We start from the raw sequence: 23389 nt of genomic DNA, 5'->3' as shown, positions 1-23389 counted from the left end.
ACGCTGAACCACCCCCGTTGACGCCGGGGACGCGCAGGGTGGCCCCGCCCTGACGAAGCGGGAAACGGCGCGGCCACCCTGCGCGTCCCCGGCGTCAACGGGGGTGGTTCAGCGTGGCGTGCGCCGCGCCGCCGCGACGGAGAGGACCACCTCCGCCAGCTCGTCGGGCGTTCGGCCGCGGCCCGGAACGGCGCCGTGGTCCAGCCCCAGCCGCGTCAGGGCACTGAGCATCAAGCGCTGGTACCGCAGCGTGCGGGCGAGGAACCCGTCGACCGGGACGCGGCCGTCGTCGGACAGCCGGGAGTAGCGACTCGCCGTGCGCACCCGTGTCGTGAGGACGGACTCGTCCGCGGTCAGCCAGACGGCGCCCGTACGCGGCACGGTGAGGCCCGCGACACTCGCCGGCCACAGCGCCGACCCCTCCAGCACCAGGCCCGGCACCCCCGGCCTCGTGCGGGCGTGATCCGTGACCAGCTCCTCGATCCGGGGCCACAGCCGCTGGTAGTGGTCCAGTACCGAGGTGATGAGGCCGTCGACCGGAAGAGACCGGTAGTGCTGATTGACGTGCGGTGGCACCTGCCACTCCGGTGTCGGCCACGGCCTTCCGGGATGCCGGGCCAGTCCGTCCGTCGACAGGCAGTCGAAGCCGAGCCGCCGTGCCACGTGCCGCGCCACGGTCGACTTCCCCGTGTGCGAGGTTCCTCCGATCAGCACCACTCTCACGTCCTCCACGGCGGGGACGTTACCGGTGCCGTCGAGGCCCGGGGCCGTCCCCCGGCTCCCGGGCGGCGCCGCCGCCCCGGACGCGGCGGTTCATTCGAAAGAGTGAAACGGTGTGATTGCGGCCGGGGCCGAGGGCCCGGTGAGTGATCGTTTCTCCGTCAGTGGAAGCCCGGTGGCTGCGCCGGGCCGGCGGAGGGCGAGCGGTGACGGACGACGGCGTGGATGTGGTGCGGGAATCAGCCCGGGCGGGGCGGGTCGTGCTCTGGGAGGAGTCCGCTCGGGACGGCGCACAGGCCAAGACCCTGATGTCGGCGGAGTTCCGGGTGCGCCTGGCGCTCGAACAGGGACGGATGTTCGGGCCGGCCGGCCCCCGGCACGTGGTCTTCGCGGCGGGCTTCCCCGCCGTCTGCGCCGAGGAGCGCGAGGCCGTGCGCCGGGTCGCCGTCGAGACGGAGGGCCGGGTGAGCGTCGCGGCGGTCTGCCGGGGCGCCACGGCGGACGTGCGGCAGGCCCTCGCCGCCGTCCGCGGGGTCGCCCACGCTCGGGTGATGGTGGTGGTGCCCGCGTCGGAGGCGATGGCGCGGGTCATGGTCCACCGCGGCGCCCGGGAGGCACTGGACGCGGGTGTCACCCTGGTCAGGCAGGACCGCGACCTGGACTCCGCTGTCGCGGTGGATGTGTGCCTGGCCGACGCGTGCCGGGCGGAACCGGCGCTGGTGGCCGCCTACGCCACCGCCATGACCGAAGCGGGCGCGGGCACCGTCATCCTGGCCGACACCGTCGGCGACCAGCTGCCCGCACAGGTGAGGTCCCTGTTCACGGCCGTCCGCGCGGAGGCCGCCGCGGAGGTGGTGCTCGCCTCCCACCTGCACAACGACCTCGGACTGGGACTGGCCAACACCCTGGAGGCGCTGCGGACGGGGGTGCGGGTGGTGTCCTCCTCCTGGCTGGGAATCGCGGAACGCTCGGGCATGGTCGCCACCGAGCAACTGCTGTTCCTGCTCGCGCAGCGGACGGGGGCCCTGCTGGGCGAGGCGACCGAACCGTGGTGGCGCGCCCCGGACCTGACCCGGATGCCGGGCATCGCCCGCATGGTGTCCGAGGAGACCGGAGTGCCGCTGACGGTGACGACCCCGATCGTCGGAACCGGAGTGGGCACCATCTCCACCGGTACGCCGTTCGTCTTTCCGGCGCTGTTCCAGCCGTTCGACCCGCGGGCCGTGCTGGGCACCGCACCCGGCGTGGTGCTCACCCAGCTGGCCAGCGCCCGGGTGGTGCGCGCGGTCGCCGCCGGACTCGGCCACACGCTGGACGAGTACCAGACGAAGGAGGCGATGGGCTGGGTCAAGGCACGGGCCTACCGGCAGGGCGCCGCAGTCGTCGACGACGCGTCGTTCGCCGCCTACCTCGACGGCCTCGACGCGCGCCGCCCGGGCGCGGCGCCCGCCGTGCCAGCAGCACCTGGGGCGCCCGCGGCCGTCACCGCGGACAGCGCGCCGTGAACCGGGCGGAACGCGGAACGCCGCCCGCCACGGCCGCCCCCGGCGCCGCTGGAGGGACGGGCCCCGCCGGTACCCCGGGCACCGTCGACCTGCCGGGTGCCGGGCGGGTCCTGGGCCGGGGCGGCGCGGTGGTCCTGCCCAACCCGGAGCCGCTCACCTTCGTCGTCGCCGCCACCCGCCCCCCGGCGGTTAACGCGGCCAAGGGCCGTCCCGTCACGCAGCCGGTCGCCCTGTGGGCCCACCACCCCGCCACCCTGGCCCGGCTCGACGCCTTCCTCGCCCTCGACACCGACGACTCCACCCGGGTCCGCCGCCTGCTGGCGGAGGAACTCCTCACCCTCCTGGTGCCCCTGCGGCCGGAGGCCGCGGCGCCACCGTGGCTGTCACCGGCGTCCCGGGACGGCTGGGTCCTGCTCTTCGGCGCTCGCTGGTCCCCGCTGCGACCGCTGCTGGAGGACCATCCGCTGCTCTACGTCTCCAGCGCCAACCGCACCGGCCACCCGCCCGCCGCGACCACCGCCGAGGCGCTCGGCATGTTCCCCGCCGGGCCTCCCGTCCTGGCCGTGGCCCCGCCCGGTCACCAGCACGACCGGGCCGGGGCGGGGCCACCCCGCCGGGCGACGACCACGCTGCGGGTCTCGCCCGGCGGCGGGCTCGCCCTCCACCGGCACGGCGCACAGGACCACCCCCACGCCACCTCCCGCCACTACCTCGATCACCTCCGCACCCGCTACGGGTAGCCGGCCGCCTCCCGCGGTAGGGGGAAATAGGGGGGAGGCGGAGTAGGGCGGTTCGATGGTTCTCTGCTGGGATGGGTAGGGGTGAGATCCCGGAGCCGGAGCCGCACGCGGAAGGCGGGCCCCGGCTGTGACATCGGACAGAAGGGGGAGCGCGGGGATGGTGGCCGGTCCGGTCCGAGCGGAGACCGAACTCGTAGGCCGGGACAGTGAACTGGCCGCCCTGTCGCGAGCCCTGCTGGAGGCGCGCGAGGGCCGGGGCGCGTTCGTCTTCGTCACCGGCGAGCCCGGTATCGGCAAGACCCGGCTGACCACGCACACCCTCGCCGAGGCACAGCGACGGGGAATGGCGGTGCTGAAGGGGCGGTGCAGCGCCACCGGGCCCGCCGTCCCGTTCCGTCCCCTCTCCGAGGCGCTGCTCTCGCTGGCCCGGACCGGCTCCGCGCCCCCGGCCGAGGCGCTCGGCCCCTATCTGCCGGTCCTGGGACGCCTGGTGCCCGAGTGGTCCACCGGCGGGGACTGCGACCAGTCGCCCATCGTGCTGGCCGAAGCCGTCCTGCGGCTGGCCGCCGCGTACGGCCGCGGCCGGGGCTGTCTGCTGGTCGTCGACGACCTGCACCACGCGGACCCCGAGACCCTGGCGGTCACCGAGTATCTCGCCGCCAACCTCAGCGCACAGCCCGTCGCGGTGGTGGCGACCGTGCGCTCGGGCCCTTCGGACGCCCACGAACTGGCGACGGCCGTCGCCCAGCGCGGCGAGGGCGCCCTGCTGCCGCTCGGCCGCTTCAGCGAGTCCGAGGTGCACGCGCTGACCACCTCCCGCCTGGACCTCTCGCCGGCCGGCCCCGCACACGAGGTGTCCGCCGAGGTCTACGGCGACAGCCACGGCATCCCGTTCGTCGCCGACCAGCTGATCCGCGGGATGCTCGCCGACGGCCGCCTCACCCGGGCGGAGGACGGGGGCTGGCAGCTGCGCGGAGCCGAACGCAGCGGTGTGCCCGTGACACTGGCGCGGGTCGTCGAGGAACGGGCGGCGCGGCTTGGGCCCGGCGTGGTCCGCACCCTGTCCCTGGCGGCCGTCCTCGGCCGCGCGTTCCCGCTGGCCGTGCTGCGGCACTGTGCGGGACGGGACGGCGACGTCACCCTCGACCATGTGCGCTCCGCCGTGGCGGAGGGTCTGCTCCAGAGCGACGAGGGGCACGGCGCCGACTGGTACGCCTTCGCCCATCCGCTGGCCGAGGAGGCGCTGCTCGCCCTGCTGAGCCCGGTCGACCGGGTGGCCCTCTCGGCGCGGGCCGCGGACGCCGTGGAGGAGCTGCACCCGGGCCTGCCGGGAACCTGGTGCCTGCTGACCGCGCGGCTGCGGGCGAAGGCGGGGGAGCGGCAGGCCGCCGCCACCCACTACCTGGAGGTGGCCCGCCGGGCGCTGGCCGGAAGCGGGCCCGGCACCGCCATCGCCGTCGTCGACGAGGCGCACCAGACCCTGGAGGACAGCCACTACGGCCCGGTCCAGAGCGGCGTGCACCGCCAACTGCTGGAGACCCTGCTGCTCGCGTTGACCGACGACGGACAGTTCGACCGGGCGGCGGGCGTGGCGGACCGGCTGCGCCGAGCCGACCTGGCGGCCGAGCCGGGCGAAGGCGGAGCGGAGGAGGTCGCACGCAGAGTCGAACTGCACGTGCGGCTGGCCTGGGCCGCCGAGGTGGCCGGCCGATACGCGGAGGGACTGGCGCAGGTCGCCGAAGCCAGGGCGCTGCTGCCTCCGGACGCCCCGGCGCGGGACACCGCCGGCGCCGACGCGGTGGAGGCGTACCTGACGGTGTCGGCGGCGGACCGCGGCCACATCGATCGCAGCGAGCGGCTCGCCCACCGCGCCATCGAGGGGGCGCGGCAACGCGACGACGCCGCGCTCGCCTGCCAGGCCTGGTACGCGGTGGGGTTCGCGAGCAGGGGCCGTTCCCTGGAGGAGTCCGACCGGTGCTTCCGGCAGACGCTGCGCACCGCGTCCGAGCGCGGCCTGGTCGGCTGGCGGGCCCACGGCCTCCTCGGCCTGGGCGGCAACGCCTGGCTCGCGGAGGGCGCCACCGACTCCCTGACCTTCGCGCGGCACGAGGCCCTGCGCACCGGCTGCGTCAGCCTGGCGCACAACGCGGGCGGGCTGCTCGCCCTCGACGCCGCGCTGCGCTCGGACTTCGCCGGGGCCACGGCGCTGGTCGACGGCTCCCTGGAGGAGTCCCGGCGGCTGAAGCTGCACCCGGTGACGCGGTACGTCCTGATGGTGCGGGCCGTGGTCGCCGCCCACCAGGGGCAGCGGCCCCAGTTCCGCGCCGCGCTCGCGGAGTTCCGGGCCTGCGGCGGCGACCGGTCCACGGTGGCCCCGCTGGTGCGCGGGCTCGGCGAACTGTTCTGCGCGCTGCTGGAGGAGGACCGGGACCAGGCGCGGCAGGTGGCCGCGGACCTCGCCGCCGCCGCGGAGTCCGACGCCAGGAACTTCTTCCATCTGACGGGCGCCCACGGCCTGGTGCTCCTGCTGGAGGTCCTGGACGGACGCGCCGGCCGCGAGGAGTGCCTGCGGGCTGGCGCCGACCAGGCGGGACGACTGCGCTGGAACCGGCAGTTCCTGAGGCTCGCCGAGGCGGTGCTGGCGGGACGGGAGGGCCGGCGGGAGCGGGCGGACGCCGCCCTGCGCATCGCGGAGGCGGACGCGCGGCTGTTCCCCACGGCCCGGCACCTGGGTCTGCGGCTCGTCGCCGAGGCTGCCCTGGCGGACGGCTGGGGCGAGCCGCAGCGCTGGCTGACCGAGGCCGAGGACCACTTCCACCGCACGGGCGTGGTCGCGGTGGCGGGCGCCTGCCGGTCCCAGCTGCGCGGCCTCGGAGTGGTGGTGCGGCAACGCCGCGCGGGCACGGACAGCATCCCCGGGGCGCTGCGCGCCATGGGGATGACGGCGCGTGAGTACGACGTCTTCCGGCTGCTCACCGAACGGCTGGGCAACAAGGCGGTCGCCGCCCGGCTCCATCTGTCCGCCCGCACGGTCGAGAAGCATGTGGCGAGCCTGCTGCGGAAGACCGGCACCCACGACCGGGCCGGACTGTGCGACTTCGCCGCGGACTTCACCCCCGCCACCGGGCGGGAGCCGTCCGCCACGTCCTGAACGCCGCCGGAGCCGGGACGCGCGCCCCGGCCCGGGGCGGACCCCGGCCGGGCGGACCCCGGCCGGGGCATGTCAGCTCGGCTGCCGGGCCGTCACCGCCGGGCGCGGGGGCGTCGGCTGGTCAGCGGCACCGGCGGGCGGTCAGCCCAGGGTGGTGAGGCTGATCGAGGTCGTCCCGCCCTCCTGGTAGGCGACGGCCGCCATCACCGAGGCGCCGACGGTCGCCCCGCTGAGGATCGCCAGCCGCAGCCGCGCCCTCATGGCCGTTCCCTCCGGCGGCGACGCCTCGCCCGTGGTGGGGTCCGGGGCGTCGTCCGGGCCGGTGGTGGAGTCGTTCGGCTGGTGATCGTTCACGCTGTCACGCTGCTTTCCTGAGTCGCTGAGGTGTTTGGGTGGTGGCCCCCGGTCGGGGGTTCGTTCCTGGTGGACGCCGCCGGACGCAGCAGCAGCACGGAGGGCACCCGGGCGCCGAGTTCCAGACGCAGCAGGCCGAGCCCGATCCCGGCCAGCCCGGTGAGCAGGCCGGGGGTGGGGACCCCGTCCGGGGTGCCGCAGCGCGGGCCGTGCCGCGCCACCTGCCGCAACAGCCGCAAAGTGGCCGGGTGTTCGTGGACCGCCGCCACCGGGTGCGACTCCACCAGAGGTTCGAGGACGCCGAGTTCGCCGTGACACAGGGAGTGGTCGGAGGAGGGGACACGGTCGGCGAGGAGGTCGAGATGGGCGGCGCGGCCGTGCCCGGCGAGCGCCGTGCCCGCCAGCCCCGCGCACCAGCCCGGGTCGGACGGGAGGGGCTCCGGCCCGGCGTCAGCCACGGACCGCGGCTTCGCACGCGCGCCGGCGGCGGACACGCCCCGGCCGCCGAGCGCCGCGGCCGTCCCGGCGCGTCCCCGCAGGAAACCCGGTTCGCGCGGTGGCGCGGCACGCGTCAGACGGTCGGTCAGGGCCCGTTCCAGCGCGGTCGCCGCGCCGCGCTCCAGCCCGGCGTGCTCCAGCGCCGCATGGAGCGCGTCCATGACCAGCAAGCCACCCGCGAGCCCGTCGGCGACGTCGGCTCGCTCCTCGGCCGCGCTCGCCGCCGTCAGCGCGGTCACCGCGTCCGGAAGCACCTCCAGCAGCTCCCGGCTGTCCAGCAGCGGGCCCAGGCGGGCGGCGGCGTAGACGAGTCCGCCGACGCCGTGGAAACCGCCGGGGCCCACCCGCGCCGCCAGCTCCGGATGCGCGGCGAGCAGACGCAGCGTGCGGGGCAGCGGCCGGACGACCGCCTGGGCGGCGGCCTCCGAAAAGCGCCCACGGCCGGTGGCACGGCCCAGTTCCGCCAGGAACAGCGCGGTGCCGGAGTAGCCGTCGCCGAGCGACGCGCCCTGGGCGTGGACCAGCCAGTGGCGGTCGTCGAGCAGATGCAGTCCAGGCCAGTTGAGCCGCCCGTCGCCGGCGCAGGCCAGACCGAGCAGCTGGTCACCCGCCGAGACCGCCAGGGCCAGCGCCCGTCCCGCGGCGGGTGTGCCCGCACCGTCCCCCGCAGGCAGGGGCGGCCGCGCCGCCGGCCCCGGTGTGCGATGCTCCGCCGCCGGCCGCAGCCCGGCGAGCGAGGCCCGCAGCAGCCACTCCTGACGGCGCAGATCCTCCTCCCCGAGCCGTTCCTGCTTGGCGCGGACCCCCACCAGGGCCGAGCCGGGCAGCGCCTCCTCGACGGTGTCACCGCGTGAGCTCCGCACGGCCCGTGACCGCGGGGTGGTGGTGAACAGCGGGATGTCGCCGTCGAGCAACTGCTCCCGTTCACAGGGGGCGAGCGCCCGCAGGACGGGGCGGCCGGTGTCCTCGAAGAGCGCGCCGAACGCGCCGCGCCGGGCCGCGAGGTCACGCAGCGCCTCCGGGCGGAGCGACTCGGTCAGCAGCCGGGCGTACTCCTGGCTGGGGCGGGCCACCAGCCGCACCGGCTCGGCGGCGGCCCGCTCCAGCAGCCCGCCGGGCGCGGTGAGCGCGGACCGGTGCGCGAGCAGCGCGCGGTACGCGGAGCGGAAGCCGTGCAGCAACTCCGCCGCGTGGTCGGCCGGATCGACGCCGTCGGGTCCTGGGCTCGAACCGCCGGGGCCGTGGCTCCAGCCGTCGCGGCCCCGGGGCCCTTCCGCCCGCACGGGGCGGTTGGGGCCGCCGGGCCAGGGCGCCCGCCGGTGGCACAGACGCATCAGATCGGTCCCCGGGTTCTCCCAGGCGGGCAGCTCGTCCGGCGACAGCTGGCCAGCACGGCCGCCGATCGCCGAGCTGTCGACGGCGCCGTGTTCGCCGAACAGCGGCACCGGCAGCACCGAGGTGCGCAGCACCGAAGCGGCCAGCGCCGGGACGGCCGGGTCCGGCCCGCCGTCGGTGGCCGACGCCAGCGCGGGGTGGAAGAGCGTCTCCACGTCCACTACGACGGGGTGGTCCCCGGAGGCGATGACGTTCTCGGCATGGATGTCGATCGCGTCCACCGCGTACAGCAGGGCGAGTTGGGCACCGGTCCTGGCGTAGAAGGCAGCTGGGGAGCCGCACGGGGTCGCCGCCACGTACTCGGTCCAGCCGTACCCGGCACGGGGCAGCACCCGGACGGCGCGGGGCGCGAGCCCCGGCCGCCGGCGGGCGAACCAGGCGAGGAACTCGTTCCACCAGCGGTGGAGCCCCAGCGGGCGGGGCTTGTACATCAGCCGCCGGCCGTCGCGGAACTCCAGCTGGGCGACGGTCCGGGCCGCGTCGTGCGGATCGCCCAGCCCGAAGTCGACCCGGGCCAGCGGGCCCGGCGCCCCGCCCGCGAGGACGGCGCCGGCCAGCGCGGGCCGGTCGGCCCCCAGGCGGGTGAGCAACTCGGTGGCGGCGGTGGTCATGTCCAGGCAGCGCTGGGCCAGCAGCCGTGCCAGCACGGGGTGGCGCCGCAGCACGGCGGTGAGCGCCGGGCGGGCGGCGAGCGCGCGCATCGCGGCGTCGAACCGCTGGTGGCCGTCCGCACCCGTCAGCGCGCCGGCGTCGCGTGCCGCGTGCAGCTCGGCGACCAGGGTGCGGCCCGCGAGTGAGAGGAGGTCGGCCGCCAGCCGGTGTCGCGCCCCGTCCCACACCGCCCGTGCGTCCGCCGTGTCTTCCGCGGGCCTCGCGTCGTGCGCGAACCGGCGGTCGGCCTCGGCCAGCAGCGGCAGCAGCGGACGCAGCAGCCCGCCCTCGGGCCCGAGCCCCGGCACCTCGCCCACCGGCGCCCCGGGCGCCTGCTCCACGGGAGGCGCCTGCGCCAGCGCCCGCTCCACGAAGCCGGCCCACGGAGGAGGCTCAAGGGCCCCGCGCGCCGTCTCCCCGACCGCCGGTGACCACCACCGTTCCGGGGCGTCGCCCGCCCATGGGGCGGACGTCGTGGCGGTTACCGGATGCATGGTCCGACTCTTTCAGTACGGTCGGGGATGGTCATGGGTAGAAGTCCCCCAGATTCTGCACCCGGACGCGCGGGCCGTCCATGTCACGGTCGCCAAATGCGGGGGACGGGTGCCCATGCGCGGTGGGCGGACCGGTGACACGGTCGGACCATGAATGGTGCGGTCATCACCTTCGGTGGGTTGTCGGTACGTCGCGGAGATGTGGAGGCGGTCCAACTCGGCGGCCCAAAGCCCCGGTTGCTGCTGGCGCTGCTGGTCAGCCGGGCCAACACCGTCTTCCCGGCGGAGCAACTGATCGACGCGCTGTGGGACGGGCGGCCCCCGCGCACGGCGCGCAAGAACCTCCAGGTGTACGTCTCGCGGCTGCGCCAGGTCTTCGCGGACCGGCTCACACACAGCCAGGGCGGCTACCTGCTGCGGATCGACGCCGGGGAGTGCGACCTGGTGCGGTTCGAGAAGCTGGCGCGGGCCGGCCGGCGGCTGGCCCGGGACGGCGACACCGAGGCGGCCGTCGGCGTGCTCGACGAGGCCGTCGCCCTGTGGCGCGGCAGACCGCTGGCGGAACTCGGCCGGCTGCCGTGCCTGGCCGAGACCGTGGACCGGCTGGAGGAGCTGTTCCTGGCCACCCTGGAGGAGTGGGCGGAGCTGATGAGCGAGCGCGGTGCCCACCGGCTGGTCCGTGAGCGGGTCGAGGAGCACGCCGCCGCCCACCCGCTGCGTGAACGGCTGGCGGCCGCGTGGATACGGTCGCTGGCCGCGGGCGGCAGGAGCGGCGAGGGGCTCGCGCACTTCGAGACGGTGCGGACGGCCCTGGCGCGCGAACTCGGCGTCGAACCGGGGCCGGAGCTGACCGAGCTGCGGAGCCGGCTGGCCTCTCCCGGCGGCGGTGGTGCCGGCGGTGGTGGGGGCCGGGCGCCGGGCGTCGGCAACCAGCTGCCGCGTGAACTGCCGGACTTCGTGGGCCGGTCGGCCGAGTCCCACCTGGCACTCGCCTACCTCGGCCAGAGCGGCGGCACCGGAGGCGGGAGGGGAGCGTCCGCCGGCGGACGGGTGATGGTCGTCTCCGGCCCCGTCGGCGTCGGCAAGACCGCGTTCGCGGTGCACGTGGCGCACCTCCTCGCCGACGCCTTCCCGGACGGGCTGCTGCTGGTCGAACTCGGCACCCGGCCCCTCGGCACCGTCCTGCACGGGCTGCTGGACGCGGTCGGACTGCCGCCCGAACGCACCGTGGCCCAGGCACTGGCGCGCTGGCGCGCCTGGCTCTCCGGACGGCGGCTGCTGCTGGTGCTCGACGACGTGGTCTCGGCGACGGCGGCGGAGGCACTGCTGCCCGGCAGCGGGCGCAGCGCCGCCCTGGTGACCAGCCGCTACCGGCTCAGCGGCCTGCCGGGGGTGGCGCGGGTGGAGCTGTCGCCGTTCGACGACGCCGAGGGCGCCGAACTCCTGGGCCGTGTGATCGGCTTCGGCCGGCTGCTGTCCGACGCGGAGGCCGGCACACGCATCGTCCGCAGCTGCGAGGGGCTGCCGCTGGCCGTCCGGATCGCCGCGGTGAAGCTGGACGCCCTGCGGCACCTCCGCCCGGCCGAGTACGCCGACCGGCTCTCACGGGCCCCCTCGCTGCTGGACGAGATGACCGCCGGCGAACTCGTCCTGCGCGACCGGTACGAGGCGCTCTGGCGCGACCTGCACCCCCGCCAGCGCGACGCCTGCCGCAGGGTCGCGGCGCGCACACCCCCGTACCTGTACGGGCAGGTGGCGGCCGACGCGGAGGAACTGCTGGAGTGCGGACTGCTGACCCCGCCCGGCGGCGAGGTCAGCGCGCATGTCGCCGTCTACGGGATGTCCGCCTTCGCCCGCGAGTTCGCCCGTGAGTTCGCGGGGCGACCAGCCGGGGAGGGCGGCGCGGAACGCCGGGGCACGCCGGTCTCAGCCTGACCGCTGCCGCAGGAAGTCGCGGAAGGCGTCGACCAGTCGCTCGTCCGGCGCCACCCCGTCCCCGTGCGGCACCCCGGGCGTGTCCGGGCGCCCCGGCGCCCCGTCCGCGTCGCCGGCGATGCGGAGCGCGAGGGCCGCCTGGTGCGCGAAGAGGGCGAGCAGGTCGAGGTCGTCGAGGTCGGCGCGTGACCTCGGCACCGGGTCGAGCACCTCCAGGACCCCGAGCACCCGGGACTCCGAGAGCAGCGGAACGGCCATCAGGGCGCTCGGCACGTACCGGGTGGACTCGGCCAGGTCACGTGCGAACGCCGGGAGCCCCGCCAGGTCGTCGGCGATCATCGCCTGGCCGGAGGAGACCACCCAGCCGGCGATGCCGCGGGACGCGGGGAACCTGGTGCCGACCAGGAACTCCTCGCCCTCGCCCGCGACGGCCTGGAACACGAGCTCCTCGGCCTCCTCGTCGAGCAGGAATACCGAACTGGCCGCGGCGCCGAAGATGGCCCTGGCCACCTCCACCACGGACTGGAGCAGCGCACGAGTGGCCTCGGACGCGACGGGAGTGGGCACCGTGGACCTCACTTCTCGGTACGGGAGGGAAAGGTGGACCGGGCCCCGCGCGCCGGGACCGCGCCCGGCAGCGGCAGCCCGCCGCCGGCGCCGGCATCGGCGGCGCTGACGTTGGCCGCGGACAGATACAGCACCGTCTTGAGCTGGAAGACCGTCAGCCCCGGGTGCTTGGCGAGGATCAGCGCGCACAGCCCCGCGATCCTCGGGGTGGCGAAGCTGTTGCCGGTGGTACGGGTCACGCAGCGGTCCGTCCAGGCGACGCGCACGTCCTGGCCCTTGGCGAAGAACTCCACCGGCGGCTCCGGGTTGTACAGGTGGAGGCCGGCGTCGTCCTCGCGGTGACTGCCGACGGACACCACCGAGGAGAACCGCCACGGGAAGCTCACCACGGGCGCGTTGTGCGCGGAGGCGACGAGGACCGTCCCGCGGAAGTACGCCTCGTCGGCCAGCTCGTGGAGTTCACGCACGAACTTGGTGTGGGTGGTGGAGAGGCTGAGGTTGATCACCTCGAAGCCCTGCTCCACCGCCCAGCGCAGCCCGGCCAGCAGATAGTCGCCGCTCCCGGAGAAGTTGTCCCCCAGGACCCGCACGCTGTGCAGCTCGCACCCGGGGGCGACCTCCCGCACGATGCCGGCGCAGGCCGTCCCGTGACCGCACGGGTCCCCGCCCTCGGCCGGCACCACCCGCGGCCCGCCGTCCCCGCCGTCGGTGACCCGGTGCGAGGAGGCGACCGGGCCGACCATGGGGTGGTCCAGCTCCACCCCGCTGTCCACCACGCACACCCGCACCCCCTCACCACGCGAGCCGCCCCACGCCCAGTCGGGCGTGACGCTCGGGAGGCCGACCGCGTCCACCGCGATCTCGGCGGGCCGCTCGCGCAGCCCCCAGCTCGGGCCGACAGTCATCGCAGCTCCCCTTCCACGGTGGGCGCCGGCGCGCCGCCGAACGCCCCGGCGGCCACCTCCCGCGCGGCGGCCAGGCCCACGGCATGGCCCTTGTCCTCGTACATGCGGGCGGCCGCCTCCGCCGCGTGCCGGGCCGCGACGCCCCGCCCGGCCGCCGCGTGCACCCGGGCGAGATCGAGACGGGCCGCGCCCCGGCTGATGGGTGAGTCCGTGGTGTCCGCCTCGGCCACGGCGCGGCGCGCCAGCGCCAGCGCCAGCGCGGTGTCCCCGGCGCCCGCGGCGGTCAGCGCCCGCACCCCGTGGTGGTCGGCGGCGTCCGCCGGACGCAACGCGCCGGGCTCACGGTCCGTCAGCCAGGACCCGGGTGCCAGGCCCCGCGCCAGCCGCGCCCGCGCGAGGTCGCGCGAGGCGCTGGCGTGCAGGGTGGTGGCACCGAGCGCGCGGCACCGGTCGATGGCCTCCCGCAGCAGCGGCTCGGCCCGTTCGGGCCTGCCGGAACACATCTCCACCCCGGCCGCGAACAGCGGCCCGAAACACGCGGCCTCGGCGTAGCCGAGCCCGGCGGCGAGCCGGTCGGCGGTGGTCAGCCAGGCACGGGCCTCCCCGATGTGGCCGCGCAGCGCCAGGAGGTTGGCGAGGGGGTAGCCGATGGTGACCGTCGCCACGGCGTTGCCGGGGCCGTGCTCGGCGAGCAGATCGCGGCACCGTGCCACGGCGTCGGCCGCCGGAGTGGGCCCGTGCCACAGGGAGACGGCGAGCGCGCCCAGCGCCAGCGCCCGTTCCGGCGTCGCCTCGGCGGCCATGGCGTGGCCGAGCGCCGCCGCCAGCAGCGCCCCGGCCGCCTGGTGCCGGCCGGCGACCTGCATGTCCTGCGCCAGACGCACATACGCCCTGGCCTGCCCCAGCCGGTCGCCCGCGGCGCGGAAGACCGGCAGCCCGGCGCGGGCCGCCTCCGCGGCCGTGCCCTGGTCGCCCTCGGGATCGGTGACGGCCAGTTGCAGCCGGGCGTGCGCGTGCGCGCGGTCGTCGCCGGCCGCCGCCGAGACCTCGAGCACCCGCCGGATGAGGGCGTCGCCGTCGTCGGTGCGGCCCAGCGCGATCCAGCTCTCGCCGAGGCCCTGGGCGGCGGCGGTCCACCAGACGTCGTCGGGGCCCCCGTGCGCCAGGCCGCGTTCGTAGAGGTCCGCGGCCCACGACAGGTCGGCGCGGGCCAGCGCGTGACGCCCGGCGTCGACGAACGCGACGGCGGTGCGGGAACGCAGTTCCTCGGCGCGCGGGCCGCGCTGGCCCAGCTCGCGCAGGTGCAGACAGGACTGTTCGAGGTGGTGCGCCGTCACGGCGGCGCCCGTGCCCGGCCGGGCCGCCAGCCGCTCGTGCCAGGCGGCGCGGCGCCGCTTGCTGAGCCCCTGGTAGGTGACGTCCCTCAGCAGGCCCGACCGGAACTGGTGGGTAGGCGGCGTTCCGGCGACCCGCTCCACCAGGCCGCGCCGGACCAGCCCGCCGAGCGCGCCGGCGACGGCCCCCTCGTGCGGGGTGTCGGTCAGCAGGGTCCTGACGTCGTCGGTGGTGAACCGCCGCCCGAGCACCGCGCCCGCGTCCAGCACCGCGCGTTCGGCCTCCTCCAGGGCGTCGATCCGGGCGGCGAGGACGGCGGTGACGGTCACCGGCAGTTCGGCCGGGTCGGCGCCGTCCCCCGCCCAGGCCAGCAGCTGTTCGAGATGCAGCGGGTTGCCCTCGGCGCGCCGTACCACGGCCCGTCGCACCTCCTCGGACAGCTCCGAGCCCCCGTCGGCGGTCGCCGTGAGGGCCGCCGCCAGCCGGTGGGACGCCGTCTCGGACAGCGGCTCCAGGCGCAGCTCCGCGAGGTCCGGGGCCCGGCTGCTCTCCGGCGGGCCTCCCTCGGCCTGGCGGCCCGAACACACCAGCAGCACCGGCCGGTCGGCCAGGCTCTCGCCGAGGGTCCGCAGGCCGTCACGGAGCAGTGGCCTCGCCCACTGAACGTCGTCGAGGACCAGCACCACCGGTCCGCGACGTGACAGACCGGCCAGCACGGAGGCCACCGCCGCCCAGGTCGCGCCGAGGGAAGGGCTCGGCGTCCCGTCGGCCAGCAGCCCCCCGTGCAGCACCTCGTACGCGCCGTCCCAGTCCTCCCCGGCGGCGGGCGGCAGCGCGTCCCCGGCCGCCTCGGTCCCGTCGGACGCGGCGCGCCGCAGCAGGCTGGCGAGCGCGTCGGCCAGCGGTGTCAGGCTCGCCTCGTCGCCGTGGCTGCGGCATCGGGCGCTTCCCACCAGAGCGCCTTCCGCGATCAGTTCGGCCAGCCACTCACGCAGCAGCCGGGACTTCCCCACGCCGGCCTCGCCGGTGACCCGGACCAGGCGGCTCCCGCCGCGCGCGGCGACACTCGCCCGCGCGTCCGTCAGCCAGCGGTACTCGCCGGAGCGGTCGACGAACGGTGTGGCCGGCGGCCGGGTGTCCGGCGGGGCGCCGCCCGGCGCCAGCCCCGTGAGGCGGAAGGCGGAGACCGGGTCGCGTTTGCCGCGCAGGGTCAGCGAACCCACCGGCTCGACGCGGGCGGCCGCCCCGAGCAGCAGCCGGGTGGTCGGCCCGATGAGGATCTGTCCGGGCGGCGCCGCCTGCTCCAGCCGTGCGGCGACGTTCACCACCTCGCCCGAGACCATCGTGCCGTCGGCGACCTCACCCGAGGTCACCACCTCGCCGCTGTTCACCCCGATCCGCACCGCGAGGGTGCTGCCCACCTCGCGCTCCAGCTCGTCGTTCAGCTCCTCCAGCGCCTCGATCATGCCGAGGGCGGCCGACGCCGCCCGGCGCGCGTCGTCCTCCCGGACCCGTGGCACCCCGAAGACAGCCACGACGGCGTCTCCGATGAACTTCTCCACCGTCCCGCCGCGCGCCTCGATACCGGCCCGCATCGCGTCGAAGTAGCGCAGCACCACGGCGCGCAGCGTCTCGGGCTCCAGCACGCCGGACAGCTCGGTGGAGCCGACCAGGTCGCAGAAGAGGGCGGTGACCATCTTGCGTTGCTCCGGCACGGGCCGCCTTTCGGTTCTGCGCCCGGGGGCGCGGGGTCTCAGAACAGGGCCGCGCCGGCCACGGCGGCATGTGCCGTGACCTCCGGCTCGACCGCGTCCAGCCGCCCCTTGATGTCGAGGACGAGAGCCAGCTCCTCGGGCGCGAGCGCGGCGAAGACGGCGCACTGGTCCTCGGTGAAGGTGTGTACGGGGAAGCCGGCCGTGGCCAGAGCGCGGAGGGTGCGCTCCGCCTCCGCCCCGGCGTCCGGTTCGGGTGCGTTCGTCATGGGCCGGCCACTCCTCCGTCTTCGGCCGGGCCGGACGGCCCGGGGCGTGTGCGTGCGCTCTCCCGCCGCGGCGCTTCGGGAGAGTCGGGGGCGCTGATCTCGTCGAGGACCTCGCCGAGCGCCGCGGCGGTGTGCAGGACGCTCAGCCGCACCGCCCGCCGGGCGCTCGCGGAGCACGCGGCGGCGTCGATCGCGGCGAGGACCTCGGCGCTGTGCCCGCCGTCCTCCTCGGCGTGAAGCCGCAGCGTGTCGAACGCGGCCGGGGGCAGCCCGGTCCACTCGGCGAGCAGCGCCGGCAACTCCACTGAGGGAGCGTGGAGTTCGAGAACGGCGATGTAGCCGAGCAGGCTGACCGGGTGGTGGTGCCTGACCCAGTAGTACTGGGCGCCCACCATGCGGGCCACCGACGGCGCGGGCGGCCGCTCCCGCTCACGTTCCGGGTCCAGCCCCGCGGCGGCCATGTCCCGCAGCAGCCAGTCGTCGTGGTGCAGTTCCCGCCCGATGTGCTCCGGCAGGAATCGCGCCAGCGCCCGCAGCCCAGGCTCCTCGCCGCCCGCGCCCGCCGCCGGGGCCCGGCAGCGCTCGGTGGCCAGTTCCATCAGCGGGACCGACGCCCGGATCACCGCGTGCATGGTGGCCAGATAGCGGGGGTACCGCGTGGCGAGGCCCTCGGGCCGCCACAGCGCCGCCGAGCAGCGCCGCAGCGCGGGGGAGACCAGCGTCAGCAGCGCCTCCACCTCGCCTCCGGCGGTGACGGGCGCGGCCGTGGCGGGGGGCGGCGCGGACGGACGCGGCGTCATGTCGCGACCTCCCGGCCGCCGTCGGTGGTCCCGCCCACCAGCCCGGCGTGCCGTCTGCTGCCGTGCCGGGCCACCAGTCCCCGCGCGCCGTCGGCCCGCAGCGCGCCGACCGCCGCCGCCTGGAGCAGTTCCCCGCACGGCCCGCTCCCGGCCCGCCCCGCCCAGGCGGCGGCCTCCGGCATCTCCGGGAGGCGGTGGCAGGTGCCGCAGTAGTCACCGGGGGTGCCGCCGGCCCGCGCGGCGACGTGCACCGGACCCACGGTGCGGATCATCCGCAGGAGGGGATCGCCGTAGGCCCGGTCGCGCACCGCCCGCCAGGTGTCGGTCGCCACCGAGCCCAGCCGCAGGTGCTCCGGACGGATGCGGCCGTCGACCACGTCCTGGTTGCAGCAGGCCGCGATGGCGCCGTCGCCGGTGATCACGGGCCAGGCCGCCATCTCGCACGGCGTCGCGGCGGACGGCAGCGGCGGCGGGGGAGCGGCGGACCGGCCGGGCAGCGCGGCGCCGCGGCCGATCGCCCGCACCTCGGCCACCAGCATCGGGACCCGGGAGCCGAAGCGGTCCGCCACCTCGGCGGCCACCTCGTCCGGGTAGGGGTCGTCGGCGCCCTCGGAGAGCACATGCAGGCTGGTGGCCACCCCGGTGCGCAGCAGCTCCGCCACAGCCCGCAGCACGTCGGCGCGGGGCACCTCGCGCTCGTGGAAGGCGTCGACACTGAGCGAGAAGTGGTCGACGGCCTCGGCGACGCGCCGGATCGCGGGCGGGAGCGCACCGCCCCTGGCGAAGAACCCGCCGGAGAGCACGGCGGTCCGGGTGCCGGCGGCGCGGGCGGCCTGGGCCGCCTCGACGACCAGCGCCGGGCGCGTCAGCGGCTCCCCGCCGGTCAGCATCAGCACCTCCGGACGGCAGTCCGGGGTGAAGGTGCGCAGGAAACGCAGCAGGTCGCCGGCGTCGAGATCCCGCCCGGTGAGGGTGGCCGAGGCGGAGCAGTGGGCGCAGCTCAGCGGGCAGCGTTCCGTCAGTGTGACCAGCACACCGGCGCCGACGGTCTGGCGCAGCGACATCAGGTCGGCGAGCAGCACGTCGGTCTCCTTCTCCGTTCGTCCTGCCGCGCCGCGCGGGGTGGCCGCCGACAGGAGCCGCACGGACCGGATGCTGCGGTCCATGGGCGACGACGAGTATGCGCGGCGCCGCCTGCCGTCCGGTTGCCGATCGGTATGACCGCAGGTCAGGGCCCCCGCGCAGGCGGGCCGTACACCTCCGGGACGCCCCGGCCGCCGGCCGCCGGCCCCCTGGGGCCGTCTCCGACCTGCCCTTTCACCGCGCGGCAACCGATCCTGCACCCCCGGTGCCTAGCGTTCTCATCGCTGCGGTCACCGGAACGACGGTGCCGCACCGTTCACGACGCCCTCACGCACAGAAGAGAGGTCCTCCATGACGGAGCAGAACGAGCCCACGAAGGACGACGTGGCCGAGGCCGCGAAGAACGTCGAGGTGGCCGCCCACGCGATGGCCGGTGCCGTCCTGGAGCTCCAGCGCCTGGCGCCGGACCAGCAGGCCACCACCGCCTTCGGGGCCCAGAGCAGCGGCTCCTGCGGTGCCGCCAGCTGCCTGTTCGACCCGGTGTGACAGTCCCGATCCCGCTGATCGGAACGACGGCGCCTCCGGCCGGGGCTCGGGTCCGCCCGCCCCGGCCGGGAGCGGCGTGACGCACGGCGTCGCTCCCGTCGTATCCCGTGTTCGCCCGCGCATCGTCTCGCCCTCTTCAAGAGAGGTACTCCATGACAGAACAGAACGAGCAGCCCACGAAGGACGACGTGGCCGAGGCCGCGAAGAACGTCGAGGTGGCCGCCCACGCCATGGCCGGCGCCGTCCTGGAACTCCAGCGTCTGGCGCCGGACCAGCAGGCCACCACCGCCTTCGGCGCCCAGAGCAGCGGCTCCTGCGGTGTCACCAGCTGCCTGTTCGACCCGGTCTGACAGTCCCGACCCCACTGACGGGAACGACCGCGCGTCCCGGCCCGGCCCACAGCGGGGCCGGGACGCGTGCGACCCGCAGCGGACCGGTGCCCCCGCGCCCCGCCCGCCGTCCCGCCGCTGCGGACGGCGGGCGCCGGAGCCGCCGCTCCACCGGCCGGCTCCCCGGGCCGGGGGCACCGGCCGTCCCCTGGGCGTGACGCCCCGGCGGCCACCCCGACCTGCCCCGCCGCGGGCCGGGCACGGGCGGATCCGGACCGCCACCACGACAGCACGAGCACACCGTCAGAACACCGGAAGGACACATCGGGATGCAGGTGGACTGGGCAACCATCCAGGCGTACATGGCGCACCATCCGCGCTGGTTCGAGAACGCCGGGCGCCGTCCCGCGGGGCACGAACACCTTCTCGTCTACCGATCGCTGGTGCCCGGCACCTGGCAGGTCTCGCGCCGCGGCTACTGGATCATCACCCAGCCGCCCGGGGTGCCTCCGGTCGCCCAGGGCTGGAAGCTGCACGTCTCCGCGACCTCGGCGACCTCCACCGACATCCTGCGCGCCGCCCTGCCGGTGCTCCGCGACGCGCGCGTCCACTTCAAGTTCCTGATGGACCCCGTCGCGATGCGCGAGCACAACGACAAGCTGGTCTCGCGCGGCGCCAGCGGCAAGTTCATCACCGTCTACCCGGCCGACGAGGAGGAGTTCCGGGCGGTCGGGGACGCCCTGACCCGGGCGCTGGACGGCTTCGACGGCCCCCACATCCTCTCCGACCGGCGCTATCCGGGGTCGCGCGTCGTCTTCTACCGGTACGGCGGCTTCACCACCATCTCCCGCGTGATGCCGGACGGGAACCGGGAGCTGCTGATCCGCACGCCCGAGGGAGAGCCGGTCCCCGACGTGCGCCACCCCTACTTCCACACCCCCGACTGGGTCAGCGACCCGTTCCGGAACGACTCGGTCCCCGCCGCCGAGGAGACCGGCGGGACCGAGGCCCGCCGGATCACCCTGGCGCAGGGCCGGTTCACCGTCACCGGAGCGATGCAGTTCAGCAACCGCGGCGGCCTCTACCGCGCCGAGGACAACGAGACCGGCGCGGACGTGCTGCTCCGCGAGGCCCGGCCCGGGGTCCAGGTCGGCCCGGACGGACTGGACGCGGCCGAGGTACTGCGGCACGAGTTCGACATCCTCACCGAACTCGCCGACACCGGCCACTTCGTACGCCCCGTCGCCTGCTTCACCGAAGGTGAACACACCTTCGTCGCGGAGGAGTTCATCGAAGGCTCCCACGTCGGACTGCTCAACACCACGCACAACCCGCTCTACACCCTGGAACTCACCCCCGAGAAGCTCACGGACTACTACGACCGCTTCCGGGGCCTGTGGCTCCAGATCGCGGAGGCGATCGCCGCCTGCCACGAGCGCGGCATCGTGCTCGGCGACCTCTCGCCGACCAACATCATGGTCACGCCCGACGACCGGGTCCGCATCATCGACATGGAGGCCGCCTTCCACGAGGACGCGCCCCTCGGAGCGGCGAGCGGCTCCGGCGTCTTCACCCCGGGCATGGTCACCCGCCGGGCGCGCCGGGCCCGCCGGGGCGACCGCGCCACCGACTACTACGCGCTCGGCGGCATCATGCTCGGCGGTGTGGTCCTGTGCCACCAGTCGGACATCATCGACCCGACGATCCCGCGCCGCGTCTTCGCGGCCGCCGCCGCCGAGCTGAACCTGCCGGCCGACCTCGTCGCGCTCATCACCGAGCTGTACGACGAGAACGCCGACGCCCCCGACCCGGCCGCCCTGCGGCGCCGGCTGGAGGAGCTGCCGCTCACCAGCCACTGGCGGCAGCCGCCCCCGCTGGCGCTCCCCGCGACGCCCGACCCGGTCGCGACGGCCGACCTGCGCAAGCGCGTCGGCGCGGTCCTCGACGGGGTCCACGGCTACTGGAGGGCCACCGCCGACCTCACCCGCGCCGACCGGCTCTTCCCCAGCGACCTGACCGTCTTCGAGACCAGCCCGCTGACCCTCGCGTACGGCGCCTACGGCACCCTCTACGCGATGCACCGGGTGCGCGGCTCGGTGCCCGAGGACCTCCTGGGCTGGGCGCTGCGGCAGACCACCTCCCCGGAGGCGGTACCGCCCGGCCTCTACCACGGCAGCGCCGGCATCGCCTGGGCGCAGTCCGCCCTCGGCCACCGGGAACTGGCGGCACAGACCCTGCGTGACGCGGCCGGCCATCCGCAGCTGTACACCGAACCCGGGGTGCTCGCCGGAGCCGCCGGACACGGCATGGCCTGCCTGCGGCTGTGGAAGGACACCGGCCTGCCGGAGTTCCTGGACCGCGCCCGCGAGATCGGCGACCGGCTGGCGCTGACCGCCGACCGCGCCGACGGCCTCGCGTCGTGGCCCTCCTCCGACGGCGTCACCCGCGTCGGCTACGGGGTGGGCGCCTCCGGCGTGGCGCTGTTCCTGCTGGCGCTCCACGGCGCGACGGGCGACGCCGAGCACCTCACGCTCGGCCGGCAGGCCCTCGACTTCGACCTGGCCCAGGCGACCTTCCAGGCCAGCGGCCTCTACTCCTTCCCCGCCCAGGTCGTCGCCGAGGGCGAGACGGCCGCCGTGGTGCGGCACTACTGGGACAGCGGCACCGCCGGCGTGCTCACCGCGCTGCTGCGCTACCACCACGTGACGCAGGACCCCGCACTGCGCCGGCGCATCACGGAACTGCTGCCCGACATCCGCCGCAAGTTCACCGTGCTGCCCCAGCTCTTCCACGGCACCAGCGGGCTGGGCAACACCCTGCTCGACGCCTACGAGTTCCTCGGCGACCCGGAGCTGCTCGCCGACGCGGAACGGCTGGCGGAGTCCGTGCTGTGCACGGCGATCGAACGCTCCGAGGGCATCGTCTTCCCCGGCGAGCAGGCCGTCCGGGAGAGCGCCGACCTCGCGACCGGCTCCGCCGGTGTGGCGCTCTTCCTCGACCGGCTGTGCCGCGCCGAACCCGGGGCCCGCACCAACGCCAACTTCGTGCTCGACGACCTCCTGCCCGAGGCGGCCGGCTCCGGCCAGGACCGGGCACCGTCGCGATGACGACCACGGCGGCACCCCCGACGAGCCCCACGCCGCCGCTGCGCGCCAACCGTGACTTCCGGCTGCTGTGGATCGGGCAGGCGCTCTCCGACTTCGGATCGTCGATGGTGTTCATCGCGCTCCCGATGGTGCTGCTCAGCGGTGGGTACTCCACCTCCGCCGTCGGCACCATCGGCACCGCGATGCTCATCACCGCCCTGGTGGCGCGGATGCCGGGCGGCTACCTGACCGACCGGTACAACCACCGGGCCCTGATGCTCACGGCGGACCTGGCGAGGTTCGTGGTCTTCGCCGTGGTCACTCTCTGGACGTTCCTCGGGGAGCTGCCGCTGGAGCTGGCCGTGGGGGCGGTGGTCGTCGCCCAGCTGGGAGCGGAACTGTTCAAGCCCAGCCAGAGCGCCATCGTCCGGCTGGTGGTACCGCGTGAGCAACTGCCCACCGCCATCTCGCTCAACCAGGCCCGGGGCTACGCGGCGGAGATCGCCGCCCCCGCGGCGGCCGGGGTGCTGGTCGCGGTGTCGCTGGGACTGCCCTTCGCGGTCGACACCTTCGCGTTCGCCGCCTCCGCCGTCTGCGTCTACCTGCTGTCGCCGGTGGCGCGCGCCAGCCGGGCGGGCGCCCCGGTCTCCGCCGACGAGCGCAGGGCCGCCAAGGCGGCCGGCACCCGGGAGCCGTTCCTGCGCAGCCTGACGGCGGGCCTGCGCTACGTGGCACGCAGCCGCTTCCTGCGGACCGTCGCGCTCCTCGCCACCGGCCTGAACTTCCTGTTCCAGGCGCTGGTCTACGCCCTGATCCTGGGCCTGGCCCAGGGCGGCGGCGGCAGCGGCGCCGTCGGCGCGGCGCTGAGCGTGGCCGCCGTCACCGGTCTCGTCGGCTCCGTGGTGGCGCCGTTCCTCCAGCGCCGCCTGCGCATCCAGGTGCTGGTGGCCGCCGGGCCGGCGTTCGCGGGCATCCTGCTCGCCGTCGCGTGGTGGACCGGCAGCGAGATCGCCTTCGCCGCGTCGCTGGCCGGCATGTCCCTGCTGACGCCCGTCGTGGGGGCGGCGCTGGGAGTCGTCCTGGTGACCCTGGTACCCCGCGAGATCTTCGGCAGGACCACCTCCGCCATCGGCTTCGTCTCCGAGAGCCTCCAGCCGTTCGGCCCCCTGGCGGCGGGGCTGATGCTGGCCGCGCTGCCGCTGTCCGCGGTGTCCGCGGTGTTCGCCTGCGGCTTCCTCGTCATCGCCGTCCTCGCCCTGTTCCTGCCCAGCCCGCCGCCGCCAGGGGGCCGAACGGCTGGAGGCTCTCGGAGAC

At 75.9% G+C, this 23389-nt stretch carries 17 protein-coding genes; 8 read left to right on the top strand and 9 right to left on the bottom strand.

What is annotated here, in order from left to right; translation table 11 throughout:
* Positions 1-108: 108 nt before the first annotated feature.
* Positions 109-732 (bottom strand): (d)CMP kinase, encoded by a 624-nt coding sequence (locus tag E0D90_RS08210; protein WP_227870076.1) that lies wholly within the window; start codon positions 730-732, stop codon positions 109-111.
* Positions 733-926: 194 nt separating this feature from the next.
* On the opposite strand from E0D90_RS08210, the gene E0D90_RS08205 reads away from it, so the two are divergent.
* The 3 genes from E0D90_RS08205 to E0D90_RS08195 all read left to right on the top strand — a co-directional run bounded on the left by E0D90_RS08205 (position 927) and on the right by E0D90_RS08195 (position 6116).
* Positions 927-2225, top strand: a complete 1299-nt coding sequence (locus E0D90_RS08205; protein ID WP_227870075.1) for a hydroxymethylglutaryl-CoA lyase-like TIM-barrel protein — start codon at positions 927-929, stop codon at positions 2223-2225.
* Positions 2222-2965, top strand: a complete 744-nt coding sequence (locus tag E0D90_RS08200; protein ID WP_103501159.1) for a hypothetical protein — start codon at positions 2222-2224, stop codon at positions 2963-2965. Before E0D90_RS08205 ends, E0D90_RS08200 begins: the two co-directional genes overlap by 4 nt.
* A gap of 157 nt (positions 2966-3122) precedes the next feature.
* Entirely contained in the window at positions 3123-6116 is a 2994-nt protein-coding gene (locus E0D90_RS08195) for an ATP-binding protein (RefSeq protein ID WP_130797184.1), read from the top strand.
* 141 nt (positions 6117-6257) lie between these two features.
* Here E0D90_RS08195 and E0D90_RS08185 read toward each other — a convergent pair whose 3' ends face one another.
* Positions 6258-6470, bottom strand: coding sequence for a hypothetical protein (locus E0D90_RS08185; RefSeq protein ID WP_130797182.1), 213 nt, complete (start codon positions 6468-6470; stop codon positions 6258-6260).
* Positions 6467-9508: a type 2 lanthipeptide synthetase LanM family protein gene (locus tag E0D90_RS08180; RefSeq protein ID WP_130797181.1), complete on the bottom strand. Its 3042-nt coding sequence runs from the start codon at positions 9506-9508 to the stop codon at positions 6467-6469. Before E0D90_RS08180 ends, E0D90_RS08185 begins: the two co-directional genes overlap by 4 nt.
* 150 nt (positions 9509-9658) lie before the next feature.
* On the opposite strand from E0D90_RS08180, the gene E0D90_RS08175 reads away from it, so the two are divergent.
* Positions 9659-11443: an AfsR/SARP family transcriptional regulator gene (locus E0D90_RS08175; RefSeq protein ID WP_130797180.1), complete on the top strand. Its 1785-nt coding sequence runs from the start codon at positions 9659-9661 to the stop codon at positions 11441-11443.
* On the opposite strand, the gene E0D90_RS08170 is transcribed toward E0D90_RS08175, so the two are convergent.
* Genes E0D90_RS08170 through E0D90_RS08145 form a run of 6 tightly spaced genes read right to left on the bottom strand, consistent with a single transcriptional unit; the run spans position 11435 to position 18197 of the window.
* Positions 11435-12010 (bottom strand): GAF domain-containing protein, encoded by a 576-nt coding sequence (locus E0D90_RS08170; RefSeq protein ID WP_227870074.1) that lies wholly within the window; start codon positions 12008-12010, stop codon positions 11435-11437. The genes E0D90_RS08175 and E0D90_RS08170 overlap by 9 nt on opposite strands.
* 8 nt (positions 12011-12018) lie before the next feature.
* The gene (locus E0D90_RS08165; protein WP_130797178.1) at positions 12019-12915 is read right to left on the bottom strand and encodes a S8 family peptidase; all 897 of its coding nucleotides are present in this window, start codon (positions 12913-12915) and stop codon (positions 12019-12021) included.
* Positions 12912-15965, bottom strand: a complete 3054-nt coding sequence (locus tag E0D90_RS08160) for an adenylate/guanylate cyclase domain-containing protein (RefSeq protein ID WP_130797177.1) — start codon at positions 15963-15965, stop codon at positions 12912-12914. Before E0D90_RS08160 ends, E0D90_RS08165 begins: the two co-directional genes overlap by 4 nt.
* 38 nt (positions 15966-16003) lie before the next feature.
* Positions 16004-16231 carry an aroma-sacti cluster domain-containing protein gene (locus E0D90_RS08155; protein WP_130797176.1) on the bottom strand — a complete coding sequence of 76 codons (228 nt, stop codon included), beginning with the start codon at positions 16229-16231 and terminating at the stop codon, positions 16004-16006.
* Positions 16228-17031 carry an iron-containing redox enzyme family protein gene (locus tag E0D90_RS08150; RefSeq protein ID WP_130797175.1) on the bottom strand — a complete coding sequence of 268 codons (804 nt, stop codon included), beginning with the start codon at positions 17029-17031 and terminating at the stop codon, positions 16228-16230. The genes E0D90_RS08155 and E0D90_RS08150 overlap by 4 nt, the downstream gene beginning before the upstream one ends.
* The gene (locus tag E0D90_RS08145; RefSeq protein WP_227870073.1) at positions 17028-18197 is read right to left on the bottom strand and encodes a radical SAM family protein; all 1170 of its coding nucleotides are present in this window, start codon (positions 18195-18197) and stop codon (positions 17028-17030) included. The genes E0D90_RS08150 and E0D90_RS08145 overlap by 4 nt, the downstream gene beginning before the upstream one ends.
* Positions 18198-18465: 268 nt before the next feature.
* On the opposite strand from E0D90_RS08145, the gene E0D90_RS08140 reads away from it, so the two are divergent.
* The 4 genes from E0D90_RS08140 to E0D90_RS08125 form a co-directional block, all read left to right on the top strand.
* The gene (locus E0D90_RS08140; RefSeq protein WP_103501730.1) at positions 18466-18660 is read left to right on the top strand and encodes a hypothetical protein; all 195 of its coding nucleotides are present in this window, start codon (positions 18466-18468) and stop codon (positions 18658-18660) included.
* 152 nt (positions 18661-18812) lie between these two features.
* A complete protein-coding gene (locus E0D90_RS08135) occupies positions 18813-19010 on the top strand; it encodes a hypothetical protein (RefSeq protein ID WP_130797174.1) in 198 nt (65 codons plus the stop codon).
* 308 nt (positions 19011-19318) lie between these two features.
* Positions 19319-22096, top strand: coding sequence for a class III lanthionine synthetase LanKC (gene lanKC / locus E0D90_RS08130; protein ID WP_130797173.1), 2778 nt, complete (start codon positions 19319-19321; stop codon positions 22094-22096).
* Positions 22093-23389 (top strand): MFS transporter (locus E0D90_RS08125; protein ID WP_130797172.1); only part of this gene is annotated, 1297 nt, incomplete at its 3' end. The genes lanKC and E0D90_RS08125, both read left to right, overlap by 4 nt.

Source organism: Streptomyces otsuchiensis (genome assembly GCF_004305975.1).
GTDB classification, from domain to species: domain Bacteria; phylum Actinomycetota; class Actinomycetes; order Streptomycetales; family Streptomycetaceae; genus Streptomyces; species Streptomyces otsuchiensis.
This window is presented reverse-complemented; position numbering and strand designations above follow the sequence as displayed.